General features: G+C 71.1%; 17 protein-coding genes. 4 read left to right on the top strand and 13 right to left on the bottom strand.

The genetic code is table 11. The features are described 5' to 3' along the window. Positions 1-253 precede the first annotated feature (253 nt). Genes der through cmk form a run of 3 tightly spaced genes read right to left on the bottom strand, consistent with a single transcriptional unit; the run spans position 254 to position 3129 of the window. Positions 254-1735 (bottom strand): ribosome biogenesis GTPase Der, encoded by a 1482-nt coding sequence (der, locus tag AB5I40_RS00170; protein ID WP_370936353.1) that lies wholly within the window; start codon positions 1733-1735, stop codon positions 254-256. Positions 1736-1750: 15 nt separating this feature from the next. Further along, complete coding sequence (locus AB5I40_RS00165; protein ID WP_370936352.1) at positions 1751-2407, bottom strand: lysophospholipid acyltransferase family protein; 657 nt, start codon at positions 2405-2407, stop codon at positions 1751-1753. After that, positions 2404-3129, bottom strand: coding sequence for a (d)CMP kinase (gene cmk, locus AB5I40_RS00160; protein WP_370940426.1), 726 nt, complete (start codon positions 3127-3129; stop codon positions 2404-2406). The genes AB5I40_RS00165 and cmk overlap by 4 nt, the downstream gene beginning before the upstream one ends. Before the next feature lie 194 nt (positions 3130-3323). On the opposite strand from cmk, the gene AB5I40_RS00155 reads away from it, so the two are divergent. From AB5I40_RS00155 to AB5I40_RS00145, 3 genes are read left to right on the top strand one after another with little or no spacing between them, the layout of a single operon-like run. Beyond that, positions 3324-3692, top strand: a complete 369-nt coding sequence (locus AB5I40_RS00155) for a DUF4267 domain-containing protein (protein ID WP_370936351.1) — start codon at positions 3324-3326, stop codon at positions 3690-3692. A gap of 36 nt (positions 3693-3728) precedes the next feature. Then, a complete protein-coding gene (locus AB5I40_RS00150; protein WP_009079551.1) occupies positions 3729-4211 on the top strand; it encodes a cation:proton antiporter regulatory subunit in 483 nt (160 codons plus the stop codon). Then, positions 4211-5401: a cation:proton antiporter gene (locus AB5I40_RS00145; RefSeq protein WP_370936349.1), complete on the top strand. Its 1191-nt coding sequence runs from the start codon at positions 4211-4213 to the stop codon at positions 5399-5401. Before AB5I40_RS00150 ends, AB5I40_RS00145 begins: the two co-directional genes overlap by 1 nt. A gap of 60 nt (positions 5402-5461) precedes the next feature. On the opposite strand, the gene AB5I40_RS00140 is transcribed toward AB5I40_RS00145, so the two are convergent. The 9 genes from AB5I40_RS00140 to AB5I40_RS00100 all read right to left on the bottom strand — a co-directional run bounded on the left by AB5I40_RS00140 (position 5462) and on the right by AB5I40_RS00100 (position 14933). Then, positions 5462-7363: a Xaa-Pro dipeptidyl-peptidase gene (locus AB5I40_RS00140; RefSeq protein ID WP_370936347.1), complete on the bottom strand. Its 1902-nt coding sequence runs from the start codon at positions 7361-7363 to the stop codon at positions 5462-5464. 88 nt (positions 7364-7451) lie between these two features. Next, positions 7452-8204: a pseudouridine synthase gene (locus AB5I40_RS00135; protein ID WP_182896874.1), complete on the bottom strand. Its 753-nt coding sequence runs from the start codon at positions 8202-8204 to the stop codon at positions 7452-7454. Beyond that, positions 8194-9024: an SMC-Scp complex subunit ScpB gene (gene scpB, locus AB5I40_RS00130; RefSeq protein ID WP_370936346.1), complete on the bottom strand. Its 831-nt coding sequence runs from the start codon at positions 9022-9024 to the stop codon at positions 8194-8196. Before scpB ends, AB5I40_RS00135 begins: the two co-directional genes overlap by 11 nt. Then, positions 9021-10055, bottom strand: a complete 1035-nt coding sequence (locus AB5I40_RS00125) for a segregation/condensation protein A (protein WP_370936345.1) — start codon at positions 10053-10055, stop codon at positions 9021-9023. Before AB5I40_RS00125 ends, scpB begins: the two co-directional genes overlap by 4 nt. After that, complete coding sequence (locus AB5I40_RS00120) at positions 10055-10471, bottom strand: cobyrinic acid a,c-diamide synthase (RefSeq protein WP_370936344.1); 417 nt, start codon at positions 10469-10471, stop codon at positions 10055-10057. Before AB5I40_RS00120 ends, AB5I40_RS00125 begins: the two co-directional genes overlap by 1 nt. Further along, a complete protein-coding gene (locus AB5I40_RS00115; protein ID WP_370936343.1) occupies positions 10468-11499 on the bottom strand; it encodes a ParA family protein in 1032 nt (343 codons plus the stop codon). Before AB5I40_RS00115 ends, AB5I40_RS00120 begins: the two co-directional genes overlap by 4 nt. A 132-nt stretch (positions 11500-11631) precedes the next feature. Continuing rightward, a complete protein-coding gene (xerD, locus tag AB5I40_RS00110) occupies positions 11632-12564 on the bottom strand; it encodes a site-specific tyrosine recombinase XerD (RefSeq protein ID WP_370936342.1) in 933 nt (310 codons plus the stop codon). Between the two features lie 39 nt (positions 12565-12603). After that, complete coding sequence (locus AB5I40_RS00105) at positions 12604-13236, bottom strand: NUDIX domain-containing protein (protein ID WP_370936341.1); 633 nt, start codon at positions 13234-13236, stop codon at positions 12604-12606. Beyond that, the gene (locus AB5I40_RS00100) at positions 13233-14933 is read right to left on the bottom strand and encodes a CTP synthase (protein WP_370936340.1); all 1701 of its coding nucleotides are present in this window, start codon (positions 14931-14933) and stop codon (positions 13233-13235) included. The genes AB5I40_RS00105 and AB5I40_RS00100 overlap by 4 nt, the downstream gene beginning before the upstream one ends. A gap of 97 nt (positions 14934-15030) precedes the next feature. Between AB5I40_RS00100 and aroA the strand changes: the two genes are divergently transcribed. Continuing rightward, positions 15031-16317, top strand: coding sequence for a 3-phosphoshikimate 1-carboxyvinyltransferase (gene aroA / locus AB5I40_RS00095; RefSeq protein WP_370936339.1), 1287 nt, complete (start codon positions 15031-15033; stop codon positions 16315-16317). On the opposite strand, the gene AB5I40_RS00090 is transcribed toward aroA, so the two are convergent. Beyond that, complete coding sequence (locus AB5I40_RS00090; RefSeq protein WP_370936338.1) at positions 16310-17185, bottom strand: alpha/beta fold hydrolase; 876 nt, start codon at positions 17183-17185, stop codon at positions 16310-16312. The genes aroA and AB5I40_RS00090 overlap by 8 nt on opposite strands. Positions 17186-17246 lie beyond the last annotated feature (61 nt).

Genomic DNA, 17246 nt, shown 5'->3' with positions numbered 1-17246 from the left:
GGCGCGCAAGCCCATCACTCACCTTTCGCGAGCGTCATTCGGGCTTGCCGTCCGAATGAGGCGCCCGTAGCGACCGTCCACCTTACGCGGCAATCAAGCCCAGGTCGCGTCAGGGTAACGGCCGCGTGTCGGACGTCACCACACGCAGGTCCGGCAAGGGATAACCCCAATGTGGCATTGGGTGCATCTCACGCACCGAATGCCACATTGGGTGCGTCCAATGCACCCAATGTGGCATTGGGGCGTTTGCCGGTCAGCGGTTGCGGGCCGCTTTTCCGCCCGCCTTCGGCTTCTGCTTCTTTTCCCGGACGCGCACATTCACCCGGACGGGACTTCCCGCGAAGCCGAACTGCTCGCGGAATTTCCGCTCGATGAACCGGCGGTACCCGGCCTCGAGGAACCCGGTGGTGAACAGCACCAGCGTCGGCGGACGGATGCCCGCCTGCGTCGCGAACAGCACCTTCGGCTGCTTGCCGCCGCGCACCGGCGGCGGCGTGGCCGCGACGAGGTCCGACAGCCAGCCGTTGAGCTGGCCGGTCGAGACGCGCTGGTCCCACGAAGACAGCGCCGTGCGCAGGGCGGGCGCGAGCTTGCGCACCGCGCGCCCGGTGAGCGCGGAGACGTTGACCTTCTCCGCCCACGGCACCCGCACGAGGCCGCGGTCCAGCTCGCGCACCATCGCGTACCGGCGGTCCTCGTCGACCAGGTCCCACTTGTTGAACACGAGCACGCACGCGCGGCCCGCCTCGACCACCATCGTCAGCACCCGCAGGTCCTGCTCGGTCAGCGGTTCCGAGGCGTCCAGCAGCACGAGCGCGACCTCGGCCGCGTCGATCGCGGTCTTGGTGCGCAGCGAGGCGTAGTACTCCGCGCCGTCGGCGAAGTTGACGCGCTTGCGCAGGCCCGCGGTGTCCACGAACCGCCAGACCTCGCCGTCCAGCTCGACCAGCGAGTCGACCGGGTCCACCGTGGTGCCCGCGACCGAGTCGACCACCGAGCGCTGCTCGCCGGAGAGCTTGTTGAGCAGGCTGGACTTGCCGACGTTCGGCTTGCCGACCAGCGCGACGCGGCGCGGCCCGGCGGTCACCGTGCCGGCTTCGCGCGGCGCCTCGGGCAGCGCGGCCATGACGGCGTCGAGCAGGTCGCCCGAGCTGCGCCCGTGCAGCGCGCTGACCGGGTGCGGCTCGCCGAGGCCCAGCGACCACAGCGACGCGGTGTCGGCCAGCAGCCGGTCGTCGTCCACCTTGTTCGCGGCCAGCAGCACCGGCTTCTTCGAGCGGCGCAGCACGCGCGCGACGGCCTCGTCGGTGGCGGTGGCCCCGACCGTCGCGTCGACGACCAGCAGCACCGCGTCCGCGGTCTGCATGGCCATCTCGGCCTGCGTCGCGACCGAGGCCTGCAGGCCGGTGGCGTCGGGCTCCCAGCCGCCGGTGTCGACGAGCGTGAACCGGCGACCGGCCCAGAACGCGTCGTAGGCGACGCGGTCGCGCGTCACGCCCGGCACGTCCTGCACGACCGCTTCCCGGCGGCCGAGAATGCGGTTGACCAGCGTGGACTTGCCCACGTTCGGCCGCCCGACCACGGCGAGCACCGGCTGCGCGGCGGCCGCCCGGCCGTCGGCTTCCTCGGCCTCGATCTGCGCGTCGAGCGCGGCGAACTCGGACTCGTCCGACCAGCTTCCGTCGACCTCGCCGAGACCGTCCACCGCACTGTCGGCGGCGTCAAACCCTGTCATCGTTTCCCACTTCACCTACGGCGTGGCGAACCCGTGTTCGCCGCGCCAGTCGTCCAAAGCCTGCACGAGCGCCGCGAGCTGCGCGCGGAGCTCCTCGGTGCCCTGGTCCAGGCCTTTGCGGCCCGGACCGACCTTCATCGCGAACGGCTCCCCGAAGAGGACGTCCACGCGCGGGCGCCAGCGGCGTTTGCCGTCAGCCGGCTTGCGCGTCCCGCGGATCGCGATCGGCAGCACCGTGGCTCCCGAAGCGCGCACCAGCCACGCCGCACCGCGTTCAGCGGCCCCGACGTCGCCCTCGCCGCGAGTGCCCTCTGGGAAGATCCCGACCGCCCCGCCCGCCTTGAGCACCCCGACCGCCGTGGTCAGCGGCGTCCGGTCGATCTCGCCCCGGCGGACCGGGATCTGGCCGATCGCCCGCAGGAACCAGCCTCCGATCCCTTTGAACAGCTCGGCCTTGGCCAAGAACGCGCTGCGCCTCGGAAGCATTCCGATCACCAGCTGCGGATCGACGTTCGAGCTGTGGTTCGAGATCACCAGCAGCGGCCCCTCGGCGGGCACCCGGTCCCGGCCGTGCACCCGGATCCGGAACGCCGGACGCAGATAATACCGGCCCGCCGTGCGCCCGATGTCGAGCAGGAGGCCGTTCGCCCCCTCGGGGAGGGCCCCGCTCACCGGCTGACCCCGGCCTCGGCGGCGGCCGGTTCGGCCGGGCAGTCGCCCAGCAGGCCCCGGCCGCGGGCGAGTTCGGCCAGCGCGACGATCACCTGGTCGATGGTCAGCTCGGAGGTGTCCACCTGGACCGCGTCCCCGGCCGCGCGCAGCGGCGAGGCGGCGCGGGTGGAGTCGATCCGGTCGCGGCGCTCCACCGATTCGCGGGCGGACTCGACGCTCGAGGCCCGGCCCGCCGCGGAGTCCTGGGTGTTCCGCCGCGCGGCGCGGACCTCGGCCGAGGCGGTGAGGTAGATCTTGAGCGGCGAATCCGGCGCGACGGTGGTGCCGATGTCGCGGCCCTCCACGACGATCCCGCCGTCGTCCTCGATCGCGTCGGCGATGATCCGGCGCTGGCGGGCGACGAGGACCTCGCGCACCTGCGGCACGGCCGACACCGGCGACACCGCGCCGGTCACCTCGGGGCCGCGGATCTCGGCGGCGACGTCCTCGCCGTGCAGCCGGACGTCCGGCCGCTCCGGGTCGGTGCCGAGCGCGAAGTCGACGTCGTGCGCGAGCGCGCCGATCGCGTGTTCGTCGGCGAGGTCGACCCCGGCCCGCAGCACGGCCAGCGTGACGACGCGGTACATCGCTCCGGTGTCGAGGTAGCGGGCGCTCAGCCGCCGGGCGAGCTTGCGCGCGACCGTGGTCTTGCCGGTTCCCGACGGGCCGTCCAGCGCGACCACCCCACGTAGGGCTCCCGTCACCGATGTTCTCCTCACGTTCGTCCCGCACTCCCGGTCCGGTTCATTCTGCCGGTAGCCGGTCGCACCACCTCAGGCGGTGTCCACGGCGCAAGGGTCAGTCGGCGCTAGACAAGCTAGCGGCGCTAAGTTAGCGTTGCACTTGTTCCTAGCACTGCTAACTCACTGGGGTTCCCATGCTGATCACCGCTTACGTCCTCGCCGCCATCCCCGTCCTCGGGATCATCTACGTCGGCTTCACCTATCTGTTCGCCCCGGCGAAGACCGCCGCGACGTTCGGCCTGCGCGAGATCCCGACCGGCTCGACGGCGTTCTTCGAGATCAAAGGCGACCGCGACCTCGGCACCGGGCTGATCCTCGGGGTCGCGATGCTGGCGGGCACCCCGCAGCTGGTCGGCTGGCTGCTGCTGGCCGCGACCGTCATGCCGGTCTGCGACATGCTGATCATCCTGCGGCACAAGGGGAAGAAGGGAATGGCCTACGGCGTGCACGGCGCGACCGCCGCGTTCATGGCCGTGACGGCGGTGCTGTTCCTGCTGGGCTGAACTCCGCGAATCGGACAATGAGTTACCGTGGCTGACGTGAACGTCGAAGTCACCCCTCTTCCCGGAATCGGTGTCCGCAAGGACTTCGCCACCCGCGCGGGACGCCGCATCGGCGTCGTCACCCAGCGGGACGGCAAGATCGAGCTGATCGTCTCCAAATCCGACGATCCGGACGCCTGCCTCGCTTCGCTGCCGCTGACCGCGGACGAGGCGGGCGCGCTCTCGAACCTGCTGGGCGCGCCGCAGCTGGTGGCACAGCTGAACGAGGAGCACCGCGAGCTGCCGGGCATCAACACGAAGCAGCTGCCGATCACCGCGGACAGCCCGTTCGACGGCCGTTCGCTCGGCGACACCGCGATGCGCACGCGCACCAGCGTTTCGATCGTGGCGGTGATGCGGGCGGGCCAGGTGCACCCGTCGCCGACGCCGGACTTCCTCTTCACCGCGGGCGACCTGCTCGTCGTGGTCGGCACGTCCGAGGGCCTGGAAGCCGCCGCCAAGATCCTCAAGCACGGCTGATGGATCACACCGCACTCTCCCTGGTCGAACTCGGCGCGGTCTTCTTCGTGCTCGGCGCGCTCGGCAGGCTCGCCGGCCGGATCGGCCTCTCCCCCATCCCCCTGTACCTCCTCGGCGGCCTGTGCTTCGGCTCCGGCGGCCTGATCCCGCTCGCCGACATCGGCGATTTCGCCCACCTCGCCAGCGAAATCGGCGTGGTGCTGCTGCTTCTGCTGCTCGGCCTGGAGTACTCCGCGGCCGAACTGTTCACCGGCATGCGGCGGTCGTGGACCGCGGGCCTGGTGGACATCGTGCTCAACGCCGCACCCGGCGCGGCGGTCGCGCTGATCCTGGGCTGGGGCCCGATCGGCGCGTTCGTCATGGCGGGCGTCACGTACATCTCGTCGTCCGGCATCATCGCGAAGGTCCTCGGCGACCTCGGCCGGCTCGGCAACCGGGAAACGCCGGTGGTGCTGTCGATCCTCGTGTTCGAGGACCTCGTGATGGCGCTGTACCTGCCGATCCTCACCGCGATCCTCGGCGGCGTCAGCCTGCTCGGCGGCCTGGAGGCGGTCGGCATCTCGCTGCTGGTGATCACCGTGGTGCTGGTGATCGCGCTCAAGTTCGGCCGCTACGTCTCGGCGCTGGTGGACAGCGACGACCGGGAAGTGTTCCTGCTCAAGATCCTCGGCGCGGCGCTGCTGGTGGCCGGGATCGCGTCCGCGCTGCAGGTTTCCGCGGCCGTTGGGGCGTTCCTGCTCGGCATCGCGGTGTCCGGCTCGACCGCGCACAACGCGACCCGGCTGCTGGAGCCGCTGCGGGACTTGTTCGCCGCGATGTTCTTCGTGGTGTTCGGGTTGAACACCAATCCGGCGTCGATCCCGCCGGTCCTCGGGTGGGCCGCGGTGCTCGCGGTGGTGACGACGCTGACGAAGGTGGCCACCGGATGGTGGGCCGCGCGAAGGCAGAAGATCGGCCGGTTGGGCCGGGCTCGTGCCGGAGCGGCTTTGGTTGCGCGGGGCGAGTTTTCGATCGTCATCGCCGGACTGGCGGTCACCGCTGGCGCGGTGGACGGCGAACTCGCCGCGCTCGCTACGGCGTACGTGCTGCTGATGGCGATCCTCGGCCCGACCGCGGCGCGAGTGGTCGAGCCGGTCGCGAAAGCCTTGCAGCGCAAGGCAGCCTCGAAAGAAACCGTCACCGCCAACTGACGTCCGTGAGGGGAACCCTGAGGGAATCTGATTCCCTCAGGGTTCCCCTCACGGCTTTTGTCAGCGCAGGTCGAAGCGCGCTGCCGCGGGGACGTGCGCCAGCGGACCCGCCGGAGCGGATTCCGTCCACGGGCGCGCCGGGACCGTGCCTGCCAGCGAAATCCGGGCCGACGTCTTGGCCAGGTCGATGGTCAGCTTCGGCGGATTCGCGGGCGCGGTGATGAAGCTGTTGTCCGTCCCGCCGATCACCAGCGCCAGCCGGTGCCCGGCCGGGACGATGTGGTCCGTGCTCGCGAGCCGGAACGTCATCGTGTACGCCTTGCCCGGCGTGAGCCGCGCTTCCCGGCTCAGCGACTGGTAATTCGCCAGGTCCGCCCAGCCGCGGCTGATGATCGTGTAGTCCACCTTCTTCGTGTCCGCGCTGGTCACCTTGTAGCAAGCGCTGTCGCCGTCGGTGCTCGAACCCCAGCACGTGCGGTCCGTGCCGGTCACGATTCCCTCGCCAGGGCCGGAGAAATTGCGGATCGTCGCCGGGCCGTAGTCCACCAGCATCGCCGACAGGTGCGCGGTCGAGGTGCTCGGCGTGGCCGTCACGGTGATCGACGAGGTGCCCGAGACCTGCACCGGCGAGGTGAGCGCGGCGGTGCTGTAGAGCACGCGGTTCGCCGACGTGGCCGACGGATTCGCCGCCCACTCGTTCTCCCCCGCCTGCGGGTTGTCGGTGAACGACGCGGTGCCCCGGCTGCCTGCGGTGCCGAGCATGCCGACGCCTGGTGTACGGCCTGGTTGCGGACGCAGGACCGTTTCCTTGGTGCCCGGCGCCGGGTAGGTCGCTTCGTTCGCCCACTGGTCCGGCTGGCGCTCGACGGTCGCCATCGGTTCCTTCTCGATGCCGTTGTCGATGCCCATCAGGTAGTGGTCGAACCACCGGTGCAGGGTGTCGACCCACTCGGTGCGGCGGTAGTCGAACGGGTCGACGTGGCCGGTCTGCGCGAGCCAGATCTTGCGCTGCACGCCCTTCGCGGCGAGCGCGTCCCACCATTGGCCGTAGTTGATCGGCATGACGTTCAGGTCGTTGACGCCGTGCGAGACGAACACGCTGGCGCGCACGTTCTTCGCGTTCGCCACGTAGTCGCGCTCCGCCCACAGCGGACCGTAGTCGCCGTTCGCGGTCGCGCCCTCGGCGAGTTTCCGGTTCTGCGCCGAGCAATCCTGGCCGCCGTTGCGCCGCTCGACGGTCTGCGCGAGCCCGTCCGGGTTGAAGCCGAACGAGACGCCGTCCGAGCGGTAGTAGTCGTACCAGGAGCTGATCGCGGAGATCGGCACGATGGTCTTGAGCCCTTCGACGCCGGTCGAGGCGACGCCGTTGGCGATGGTGCCGTCGTAGGACTTGCCGATCATCCCGACGCCGCCGTCGCTCCAGTCCGCCGACATTTTCGTGCCGCCGGTCTTCGCGGTGTAGCCGGTGGCGCGGCCGTTCAGCCAGTCGACGACCTTCTTGGCCGACTGGACGTCCGAGTTGCCGCCGACGTCGACGCAGCCGGTCGACCGGTTGGTGCCAGCCAGGTCCACGAGCACCGTCGCGTACCCGCGCGGCACGAAGTAGTTGTCGTAGAACAGCGGGAAGCCGACCGGGCGACCCTGCGCGTCGTAGGTCTTGAACTGGGTTTCGTTGCCGCGCCCCACCGAGGAGTAGTACGGGCTGGCGTCCATGATCACCGGGATCTTCTTGCCCGCCTCGGCCGGTTCCTTCGGCCGCACGATGTCGGCGGCGACCCGGTCCGGGACGCCGTCCCCGTCGCCGTCCCGGCCGAGGTCGACCCACACCGTTTCGCGGATCGCCCCGGCGTAGTCGTACTGCGGTTCGCTCGCGGTTCTCGCCGGGGCGGCCGTCGCGGCCGCCGGCACCACCGCTCCCGCGGCCAGCACCGCGGCGGCGCACAGCCCTGTCAGCACACGCATTCCCGTCGCCCTCCAGAGTCGTCGTCGGGTGCCGACAACTCTGGCCGGGCGGCCGGACCCGGCATCAGGGCCGAAAGTGGGGAACCGGTCAGAGTCCCACGGTGCGGTACAGCGTGCCGACCTCGCCGCGGTTGAGCCTGCGGATGGTGCCCTGGCGCTGGTTGCCGAGCTGCACGTCGCCGACCGCGGTGCGCACGAGCTTGCGGACCGGGTGCCCGGTGGCCGCCATCAGCCTGCGCACGATGTGCTTGCGGCCCTCGTGGATCACCAGCTCGATCATGCTCCGGCCGGAATGCATGTCCTTGACCCGGAACTGGTCGACCTTCACGATCCCGTCCGGCAGCTCCCAGCCCGCGCGCAGCTCCTTGCCCAGCCCGCGCGGCACCAGGCCCTCGACCTCCGCGAAGTACGTCTTGAGCACCCGGTACGACGGGTGCATCAGGCGGTGCCCGAGGTCGCCGTCGTTGGTCAGCAGCAGCAGGCCCTCGGTGTTCTCGTCGAGCCGCCCGACGTGCACGACGCCCGGGGTCTCCTCCCACCGGCCGCGGAGGTAGTCGCCGACGCACGGGCGGCCCCGGTCGTCCGACATCGTCGAGTGCACGCCCTTGGGCTTGTTGAACGCGAGGTACACGAGGTCGTCGCGGAGGTTGACCCGCGTGCCGTCGACGTGGATCACCGCCTCGTCCGGGTGCACGCGGCGGCCCAGCTCGGTGACGACCTCGCCGTCCACCTCCACCCGGCCGGCCGCGATCAGGTCCTCGGCCGCCCGGCGCGACGCCACGCCGGCCTGCGACAGGACCTTCTGCAGGCGGATGCCGTCGGGGTGTTCGTCAGATGTCATCGATGGTGTCCACTTCGGGTAGCAGCGGAGCGATCGGGGGAAGGTCGTTCAGCGACGACAGCCCCAGTCGCTCCAGGAACAGCTCGGTCGTCACGTACAGCGTGCCCGTGGTCTCCGGGTCGGTGCCCATCTCCTCGATGAGCCCCCGCGCCAGGAGAGTCCGGATCACGCCGTCCACGTTCACCCCGCGCACCGCGGCGACCCGGGCCCGGGTGACCGGCTGCCGGTACGCGATCACGGCGAGGCTCTCCAGCGCGGCCCTGGTCAGCTTCGACCGCTGGCCGTCCAGCAGGAGCTTCTCCACGAACGGGGCGTAGGTGTCCCTAGTGTAGAACCGCCACCCTTCGCCCACGCGCCGCAGGTCGATCCCGCTCGCGCGCTCGGTGAACTTCTGCGCCATCGTCCGCAGCGCGACGGTCACCCTGGCGACCGGCTGCTGCAGCGTCTCGGCGAGGGAATCCTCGGCGATCGGCGAATCCACGACGAGCAGGAGAGCTTCGAGAGCGGCTTCGAGCGCCTCGTCCGACTCGACGCTGGGCAGGCCGCTGTCCACGGCGACCAGTCCTTCGTCGTCGGCTGGCTCGGCGGCTTCGGCTTCCGGCTCAGTTTCGGATGGCTCCGAGGCTTCGGGTTCCGGCTCGACGGCGTCGACGGGTTCCGGCTCGGCCTCATTTTCCGGCTGCGGCGCGGCTTCCGGCTCGGTCTCCTCGGCCTCGACCGGCTCGGCGGCGGCTTGTTCGGCTTCGACCTGAGCCTCTTCCGCCGGAGCGGCCGGAGTCTCCTCGGCCTCCGCCGTCGCGCGGTCGTCTTCGGTGCTCACCCGTATTCCTCCTCCTCGGCCGCCGCGCGGTCGTGCTCGGCGGCGGCGGACGCCTCGGCCACGCTGCCGCCGGTCCAGCGGACGTGCAGTTCCGCCAGTGCCTCCAGCTGGTCGAACTGCACCGACGATTCGCGGTACAGCTCCAGCAGCGCGAGGAACCGGGCCACGACCTCCACCGTGTGCTCGCAGTCCGAGGTCAGTTCCTTGAACGTCGCCTGCCCGGCCTCGGCGAGCTTCACCCGCAGCAGCGCGGCGTGCTCGCGGACGGACACGCGGCCCATGTGGATGTGCGCGATCGACACCTGCGGCGGCGGTTTCGGCCGGAACACCGCGACCGCGATCTCCGCGAACCGCTCCGGCGTGACGCCCAGCATCACCTCCGGCAGCAGCCCGAGGTACCGCTCCTCCAGCGCCACCGACCGCGGATACCGCCGCAGCGCACCCTCTTCCAGCTCGCCGAACAGCGCGGCGACCTGCTTGTACGCGCGGTACTGCAGCATGCGCGCGAAGAGCACGTCGCGGGCTTCCAGCAGGGCCAGGTCGTCCTCGTTCTCGACCTCGGCCGCGGGCAGCAGCCGGGCGGCCTTGAGGTCGAGCAGGGTCGCCGCGATCACCAGGAACTCGGTGGTCTCGTCGAGGTTCCAGTCCGGGCCGAGCGCGCGGGTGTAGGCGATGAAGTCGTCGGTGACCGTGTGCAGGGCGACCTCGGTGACGTCCAGCTGGTGCTGCGAGATCAGCTGCAGCAGCAGGTCGAACGGGCCCTCGAAGTTCTGCAGCCGCACCTTGAACTTCGACGCGTTCTCCTCGGCGGCGGCGTATCCCTCGGGGATGGTGCCGCCGTGCACCGTCTCGTGCTCGGCCGGAGCCTCGGAAGGCGCGGCGTTCTCCGGGGATTCCTCCGGAGCTTCCGCGCCCGCGGTGCTTTCCGGAGCCGCGCCGTTGCCGGGTTCCGCCGTGCCGTCCGTGCTTTCGGTACTCTCCGAGACTGCCGCTTCCGGCTCCGGCAGCTCGGCCGATGCCGGGTCGTCCATCAGCCCTCGGTTCCGCCGTCCTCGGCGTCCGCGCGCAATCGCTGCACCAGCACGGATTCCTCGCCGCGCTGGTCGAAGTCGGCGAGCAGCACGGCGACCGCCTCGCGGACCAGCCGGCCGCGGTCGACGACCAGCTCGTGCTTGGCGCGGAGGTTCAGCCGGGCCTGCTCCATCGCGAGCAGTTCCTCGCCGGACACGTAGACGGTGATCTTCGCGTCGTGCTTGGTGCGCCCGGATCCGCTGCGCGCCGCGTTGCGGGCCAGCTGGTCGGTGTCCGCCGGAGCGCTCGGTTTGCCGCGCTGGGCCACCGGTTCCGCCGGAGCGGGCACGGAGGGGCGTTCGAGTGCGGGGGTCGCCGGGCTGGAGGTGAGGCGGAAGAGTTCCGACGCTCCGGGCAGGGAAGCGCGCCTGCTCACCGAGCGATCACCTCGCGGGCCAGCGCGCGGTAAGCCGCGGCGCCGGCGGATTTGGGGGCCCAGGTCGTGATGGGCTCGCCCGCGACCGTCGTCTCGGGGAACCGCACGGTGCGGTTGATCACCGTGTCGAACACGGTGTCGCCGAATGCCTCGACCACGCGAGCCATGACCTCCTTCGAGTGCAGGGTTCTCGGGTCGTACATCGTGGCGAGAATCCCCGTGATGTCCAGTTTGGGGTTGAGGCGTTCCTGCACCTTCTCGATCGTGTCGATCAGGAGCGCGACGCCTCGCAGACTGAAGAACTCGCACTCCAGGGGGATGATCACACCGTCCGCGGCGGTCAATGCGTTCACCGTCAACAGGCCGAGCGAGGGCTGGCAGTCGACAAGAACATAGTCGTAGTCGTTCATCACCGGACGAAGGACCCGTAACAACGTGTGCTCGCGCCCTACCTCTGCGACGAGCTGGACCTCCGCCGCGGACAGGTCGATGTTGCTCGGCAGCAGGTCAACGCCGTCGACGCGGGTTTTGCGGAGCACGTCCTCGATCTGCACCGAGCGCTCCATGATGACGTTGTAGACCGTCTGGTCCAGTTCGTGCGGCTGAATGCCGAGGCCGACCGACAGCGCGCCCTGCGGGTCGAAGTCGACCAGCAGCACGCGGCGGCCGCATTCGGCGAGCGCGGCGCCGAGGTTGATCGTGGACGTGGTCTTGCCGACGCCGCCCTTCTGGTTGCACATCGCGAGCACCTTCGCCGGGCCGTGCCGCTCCAGCGGCGGCGGCTCGGGGATCTCGCGCAGCGGGCGCCCGGTCGGCCCGATCCCGCTCTCCGCGCGCTCCTTCGCCCGCATCCGGGCGCGTTCGGCGCGGGTCAGCGGCCGTTCCGGCTCGTCGCCCTCGTGGTCCGCCGGGGTGGCGATCCGCGCGTGCTCGAGATTCGCCGCGGCCGAACCGGAGGTCCCGGCGGACCCGGCTGGCCCGGCTGGCGCTGCCGGGTCCTCCGGCTGGTTCGGGGTCGGTGTCGACATGGCGCGAAAGCTCCTTGTTCGGCGGGGTCTCCGGCAGCCTATGCGGATTTCCGGAGCCCCGGCAAAGCGCCGCGCCGGGCCGCACGGGCCGAGTCACCGCAGCGTGGGAAGGCTCTGGGACCGCTGGAGCGTTCAGCCGAGCGCGCGCGGATGCGCGGTGGCGTAGACCTCTCGCAGCGTCGTGACCGTGACGAGCGTGTACACCTGGGTCGTGGTCACCGACGCGTGGCCGAGCAGTTCCTGCACCACGCGGACGTCCGCGCCGCCCTCCAGCAGGTGGGTCGCGAACGAGTGCCGCAGGGTGTGCGGCGAGACCGCGGCGGTGATCCCGGCCCGCTCGGCGGTGTCCTTGAGGACCTGCCACGCGCTCTGCCGGGAAAGCCGGCTGCCGCGGGCGTTGAGGAAGATCGCGGAGGTGCCGCGGCCGTTCGCGGCGAGCGCCGGGCGGGCGCGGACCAGGTACGCGTCCAGTGCTTCCAGCGCGGGACGGCCGATCGGCACCAGCCGTTGTTTGCCGCCCTTGCCGTCGAGCAGGACGGTCCGCTCGGTGTCGTCCACGTCGTCCACATCGAGCCCGACCGCCTCGGAAATCCGGGCTCCGGTCGAGTACAGGAGCTCCAGCAGCGCCCGGTCGCGCAGGGCGCGTTCGCCGTCCGGCGGCGGAGTGTCGAGCAGCTTGAGGACGTCCCCGACCGGCAACGCCTTGGGCAACCGTTTCGCCGCGGCCGGCGGACGGACGTCGCGGGCCGGATCGTGTTCGGTGAGACCGTCTGCGTGCGCGAATTTGTGCAGCCCCCGCACCGCGACCAGCGCTCGCGCGGCCGACGACGCGGCCAGCGGCTGGTGTTCCTCGTCGCCCTCGCGCAGCGCGGCACCGAACGACGTGACGTGCGCGGGCGTGACCTCAGTCAGCCGCGCGACCCCCGCCGCTTCCAGATGCGCGGCGTAACGGCGGAGGTCGCGCGAGTAGCTGTCGAGGGTGTTGCGGGCGGTGCCGCGCTCGACGACGAGGTGATCGAGGTACGTGGCTATCGCGCCCCGCACCTCGACACCCGCATCATTCACGCCGCCACTCTAGGACGGCGCACCGACAGAACCGGGAAATTAGCCCTCGGCCAGTCGGCGGGCGAACCGGGACGGCCGGTCCTGCCACGGCGCGTCGGCCGGGCGCGTCTCCGCCGCCCCGGTCAGCACCGCATGTGCCGAGAGGACGCCGGAGACAGTCGCCCCGTTGACCAGCGCGCCGGAAAGCGCCATCCGGACCGCCTCGGCGAGCGGGAACTTCCGCACCACCAGGTCGGCCTCCTCGTCGCCGAGCACTTCACGGTCCACTTCGGACAGATCGCGGGCGAGGAAGACGCGCACGACCTCGTCGGTGAACCCGGGCGAGGCCGCGACGTCGACCAGCGTGTCCCAGCTGCCCGCGGCGAGCCCGGCCTCTTCGGCCAGCTCGCGCCGGGCCGCGTCGACCGGGTCCTCCCCCGGCTTGTCGATCAGCCCGGCGGGCAGCTCCCACAGCCTGCGCCCGAGCGGATGCCGGTACTGGTGCACGAGCGTGACGTTGTCCTCGCTGTCCAGCGCCGCGATCACGACCGCGCCGAGGTGCTCGACCACCTCGCGCTTGGCGGTTTCCCCGCCGGGCATCACGACGTCGTCGACCCGGAGGCCGACGACCCGTCCCACGTGGACGACCGTGCTGCCGGCCACGGAGAACTCGTGCGTGCCGGGCGCGCTCACCGAGCCGCCACGGGCGTCTCGGGCAGTTCGACCGGGAGCCGCTCGGCGACCTTGCGGTCCACGACGGCCTTCACGAACGCGCTGAACAGCGGGTGCGGCCGGGTCGGGCGGCTCTTCAGCTCGGGATGCGCCTGGGTGCCCACGAAGAACGGGTGCACGTCCGCGGGCAGTTCGACGAACTCGACGAGCCGGTCGTCCGGCGAGGTGCCGGAGAACACGAGCCCCGCGTCGCCGATCTGCTTGCGGTAGGCGTTGTTCACCTCGTAGCGGTGCCGGTGGCGCTCGGACACCTCGGTGGTGCCGTACGCCTTGGCCACCTGCGAACCCGCCTTGAGCTTCGCCGAGTACGCGCCGAGCCGCATCGTGCCGCCCATGTCGCGCTCGCCCGCGACGACGTCGCGCTGGTCGGCCATCGTCGAGATCACCGCGTGCTTGGTGTCCTCGTCGAACTCGGCCGAGTTCGCGCCCTCGATGCCCGCCAGGTTCCGCGCGCTCTCGATGACCATGCACTGCAGGCCGAGGCACAGCCCGAGCAGCGGCACACCGTGCGTGCGCGCGTAGTGGATCGCGCCGACCTTGCCCTCGATGCCGCGGATGCCGAACCCGCCCGGGATCAGCACACCGTCCACATCGGACAGCACGGACGCCGCGCCGGACTCGGTCTGCGCGTCGTCCGAGGCGACCCACACGATCTCGACCTTGGCCCGGTGCGCGAACCCGCCCGCGCGCAGCGCCTCGGTGACCGAGAGGTACGCGTCCGGCAGGTCGATGTACTTGCCCACCACCGCGACCCGGACGATCTCGCTCGGGTTGTGCACGCGGTCGAGCAGGTCGCCCCACACCGTCCAGTCGACGTCGCGGAACGGCAGGCCGAGGCGGCGCACCACGTAGGCGTCGAGCGCCTCGCCGTGCAGCACCTTCGGAATGTCGTAGATCGAGCGCGCGTCCGGGCAGGCGATGACCGCCTCGGTGTCGACGTCGCACATCAGGCCGATCTTGCGCTTGAGGTCGTCCGGGATCTCCCGGTCCGCGCGGCACACGAGCGCGTCCGGCTGGATGCCGATGTTGCGCAGCGCGGCGACCGAGTGCTGGGTCGGCTTGGTCTTGAGCTCGCCCGACGGGGCGAGGTACGGCACCAGCGACACGTGCAGGAAGAAGCACTGGTCGCGGCCGACGTCGTGGCGCACCTGGCGGCACGCCTCGAGGAACGGCAGCGACTCGATGTCGCCGACCGTGCCGCCGACCTCGGTGATCACCACGTCCGGCGCGACGCCGTTCTCGTCCGGCCCGGCCGCGGCGGTGATCCGCGCCTTGATCTCGTCGGTGATGTGCGGGATCACCTGGACGGTGTCGCCGAGGTACTCGCCGCGGCGTTCCTTGGCGATCACCTCCGAGTACACCTGTCCGGTGGTGACGTTCGCCTTGCCGTCGAGAGAGCGGTCGAGGAAGCGCTCGTAGTGCCCGATGTCGAGATCGGTCTCGGCGCCGTCGTCGGTGACGAACACCTCGCCGTGCTGGAACGGGTTCATCGTCCCGGGGTCGACATTGAGGTACGGGTCGAGCTTCTGCATCGTCACGCGAAGCCCGCGCGAAGTGAGCAGCTGTCCGAGGCTGGACGCCGTCAGACCCTTACCCAGAGAGGAGGCAACGCCTCCGGTGACAAAGACATACTTGGTAGCCCGCGACTGAAGTCCCACGGGCCGCCAGCATATCCCACTCCCGCCGGATCGCTCGCCGACGCCTCTTCCCGGCGCGGCGGAATCGGTTCACCCGCGCCGCGCTAGGCTGCGCGGCGTGCCGAACCTCCGCGATGACCACTGGACCGCCCCGGTCGCGGGCGCCTCTCTGGACGCCGCGGTGCGCGTCCCCGGATCGAAGTCGATCACCAACCGGGCCTACGTGCTCGCCGCGCTCGCGAGCGCGCCCACCCGGGTGCGCCATCCGCTCGATTCGCGCGACACCCGACTGATGCTCGGCGCGCTCGCCTCGCTGGGCGCGCGGTCGGAAGAGACCATCGACGGCTTTCTCGTGCACCCGCTCGGCACCATCAGCGGCCGCGGCGACGAGGCCGAGGTCGTCCTCGGCAACGCGGGCACCGTCGCCCGTTTCACGCCCGCTCTCGCCACGCTCGGCGACGCCTCGGTGCAGTTCGACGGCGACGAGGCGATCCGACGCCGTCCGATCGACCCGCTGCTGGCCGCGCTGCGCAAGCTCGGCGCGCGGATCGACGACGGCGGACGCGGCGCGCCGCCGTTCACCGTGCACGGCACCGGCGGGCTGCGCGGCGGCCGGGTGGACCTCGATTCGTCGGCCTCCAGCCAGTTCCTGTCCGCGCTGCTGCTCGCCGGCCCGGCGTTCGAGCAGGGCGTGACGGTGCGGCTGGTCGGCGGCGCCCCGCCGAGCGAACCGCACATCGCGATGACGCTGGACATGCTGCGCCGGTTCGGGGCCACTGTGGACCGTTCGGGCACGGAATTCCATGTGGAGCCGGCGAAACTCTCGTGCCCGGAGTACGTCGTGGAGCCGGACCTGTCCACCGCGGCCCCGTTCGTGGCCGCCGCGGTGGTCGGCGGCGGGACGGTCCGCGTGCAGGGCTGGCCGAAGCAGACCACGCAGCCGGGCGACTGGCTGCGCGGCCTGGTCACCGAACTGGGCGCGAAGGCGACGCTGGACGACACCGGACTGTCCGTCACCGGCGGCGGCGCGTTCCCCGGCATCGACCTCGACCTGCACGAGGTCGGCGAACTGACCCCGGTCATCGCGGCGATGCTGTGCTTCGCCGAGAGCCCGTCGAGCATCACCGGCGTCGCGCACCTGCGCGGCCACGAGACCGACCGGCTCACCGCGCTGGCCACCGAACTGTCCGGGCTGGGCGCGGGCGTCACGGAGCTTGAAGACGGCCTGGAAATCACCCCGGCTCCGATGCACGGCGGCGTTTTCCACACTTACGAGGACCACCGGCTGGTCATGGCTGCCGCGGTGCTCGGCCTGCGCGTGCCCGGGGTGCTGGTCGAGAACCCGGACACGGTCGGCAAGACGTTCCCGAAGTTCGTCGAGACCTGGACCGACGCCGTCAGCTGAGCATCCGGCGGATCTCGTCGGCGACCACCTCGGGTTCGGTGACCGGCACCAGATGGCCGGACTTCTCCGCGATCCGATGCCGTCCACGCGGCGAAACCCGTTGTGCGTGCGCGGCATTCGCCTCCGCGCGCACCGCGGCGTTCATCCCGTCTCCAGCGCGCCCGCCGGACACGATCGTCACCGGAAAGTCGCCCGGCGCGGGCGGATTCGTCCGCCAGGCCGCCAGCTCGTCGAGGAACGTCCGCGCCTGCTCGGTTTGCGTGCGCAGCACCTGCGGCGTAAAGCCTTCGCGCACCAGATCGCGCCGGACGTCTTCGGGAGCCGCCCGCAACATCGGGCGGTACAAGAACTTCAGCAACCCGGTTGCCGCGAGAACCCGGCCAGTGCGAAGAAAAGCCCGTTCGGCACTGCGGAATCGGGGCGAGAACAAGACATCCGCCGCTTCGTCGGTCGGGTCGACCAGGACCAGCCCCGCGATCTTCGCCGCGGTCCGGGACGCGGCGAGCCGCACGATCGGTCCCCCGGCGCTGTGCCCGACGAGCACGTACGGCCCCGGCCCGAAGTGATCCAGCAGGTCCACGAGGTCGTCGGCCATCCGGTCCAGCGTCCGCCCGGACGGATCCGGCGCGCTGCGGCCGAGCCCGGAGCGGTCGTAGACCACCGCCCGCGCGAACTCGCCGACCAGCGGCTGCACGAGCCCCCACGAGGACCGGCCCGCGCCCGCCCCGGCCTCGAACACGACCGTCGGCCCGGAACCGGGTCCGGGCAGCACCATCGCGTACAGCCGCCGTCCGTCCTTTGTGGACACCCACTCCGGCTCGCCCTGCACGTGCGCCACCAGCGACCCCCAGCTCGAAGTTAGGGTCACCTTACCCATATGGTGTCGTGAGTGTTGATCACGGTTAGAACCGCGATCAACACTCACGAGG

It is taken from the genome of Amycolatopsis sp. cg13 (genome assembly GCF_041346965.1).
Classification (GTDB): Bacteria; Actinomycetota; Actinomycetes; order Mycobacteriales; family Pseudonocardiaceae; genus Amycolatopsis.
This window is presented reverse-complemented; position numbering and strand designations above follow the sequence as displayed.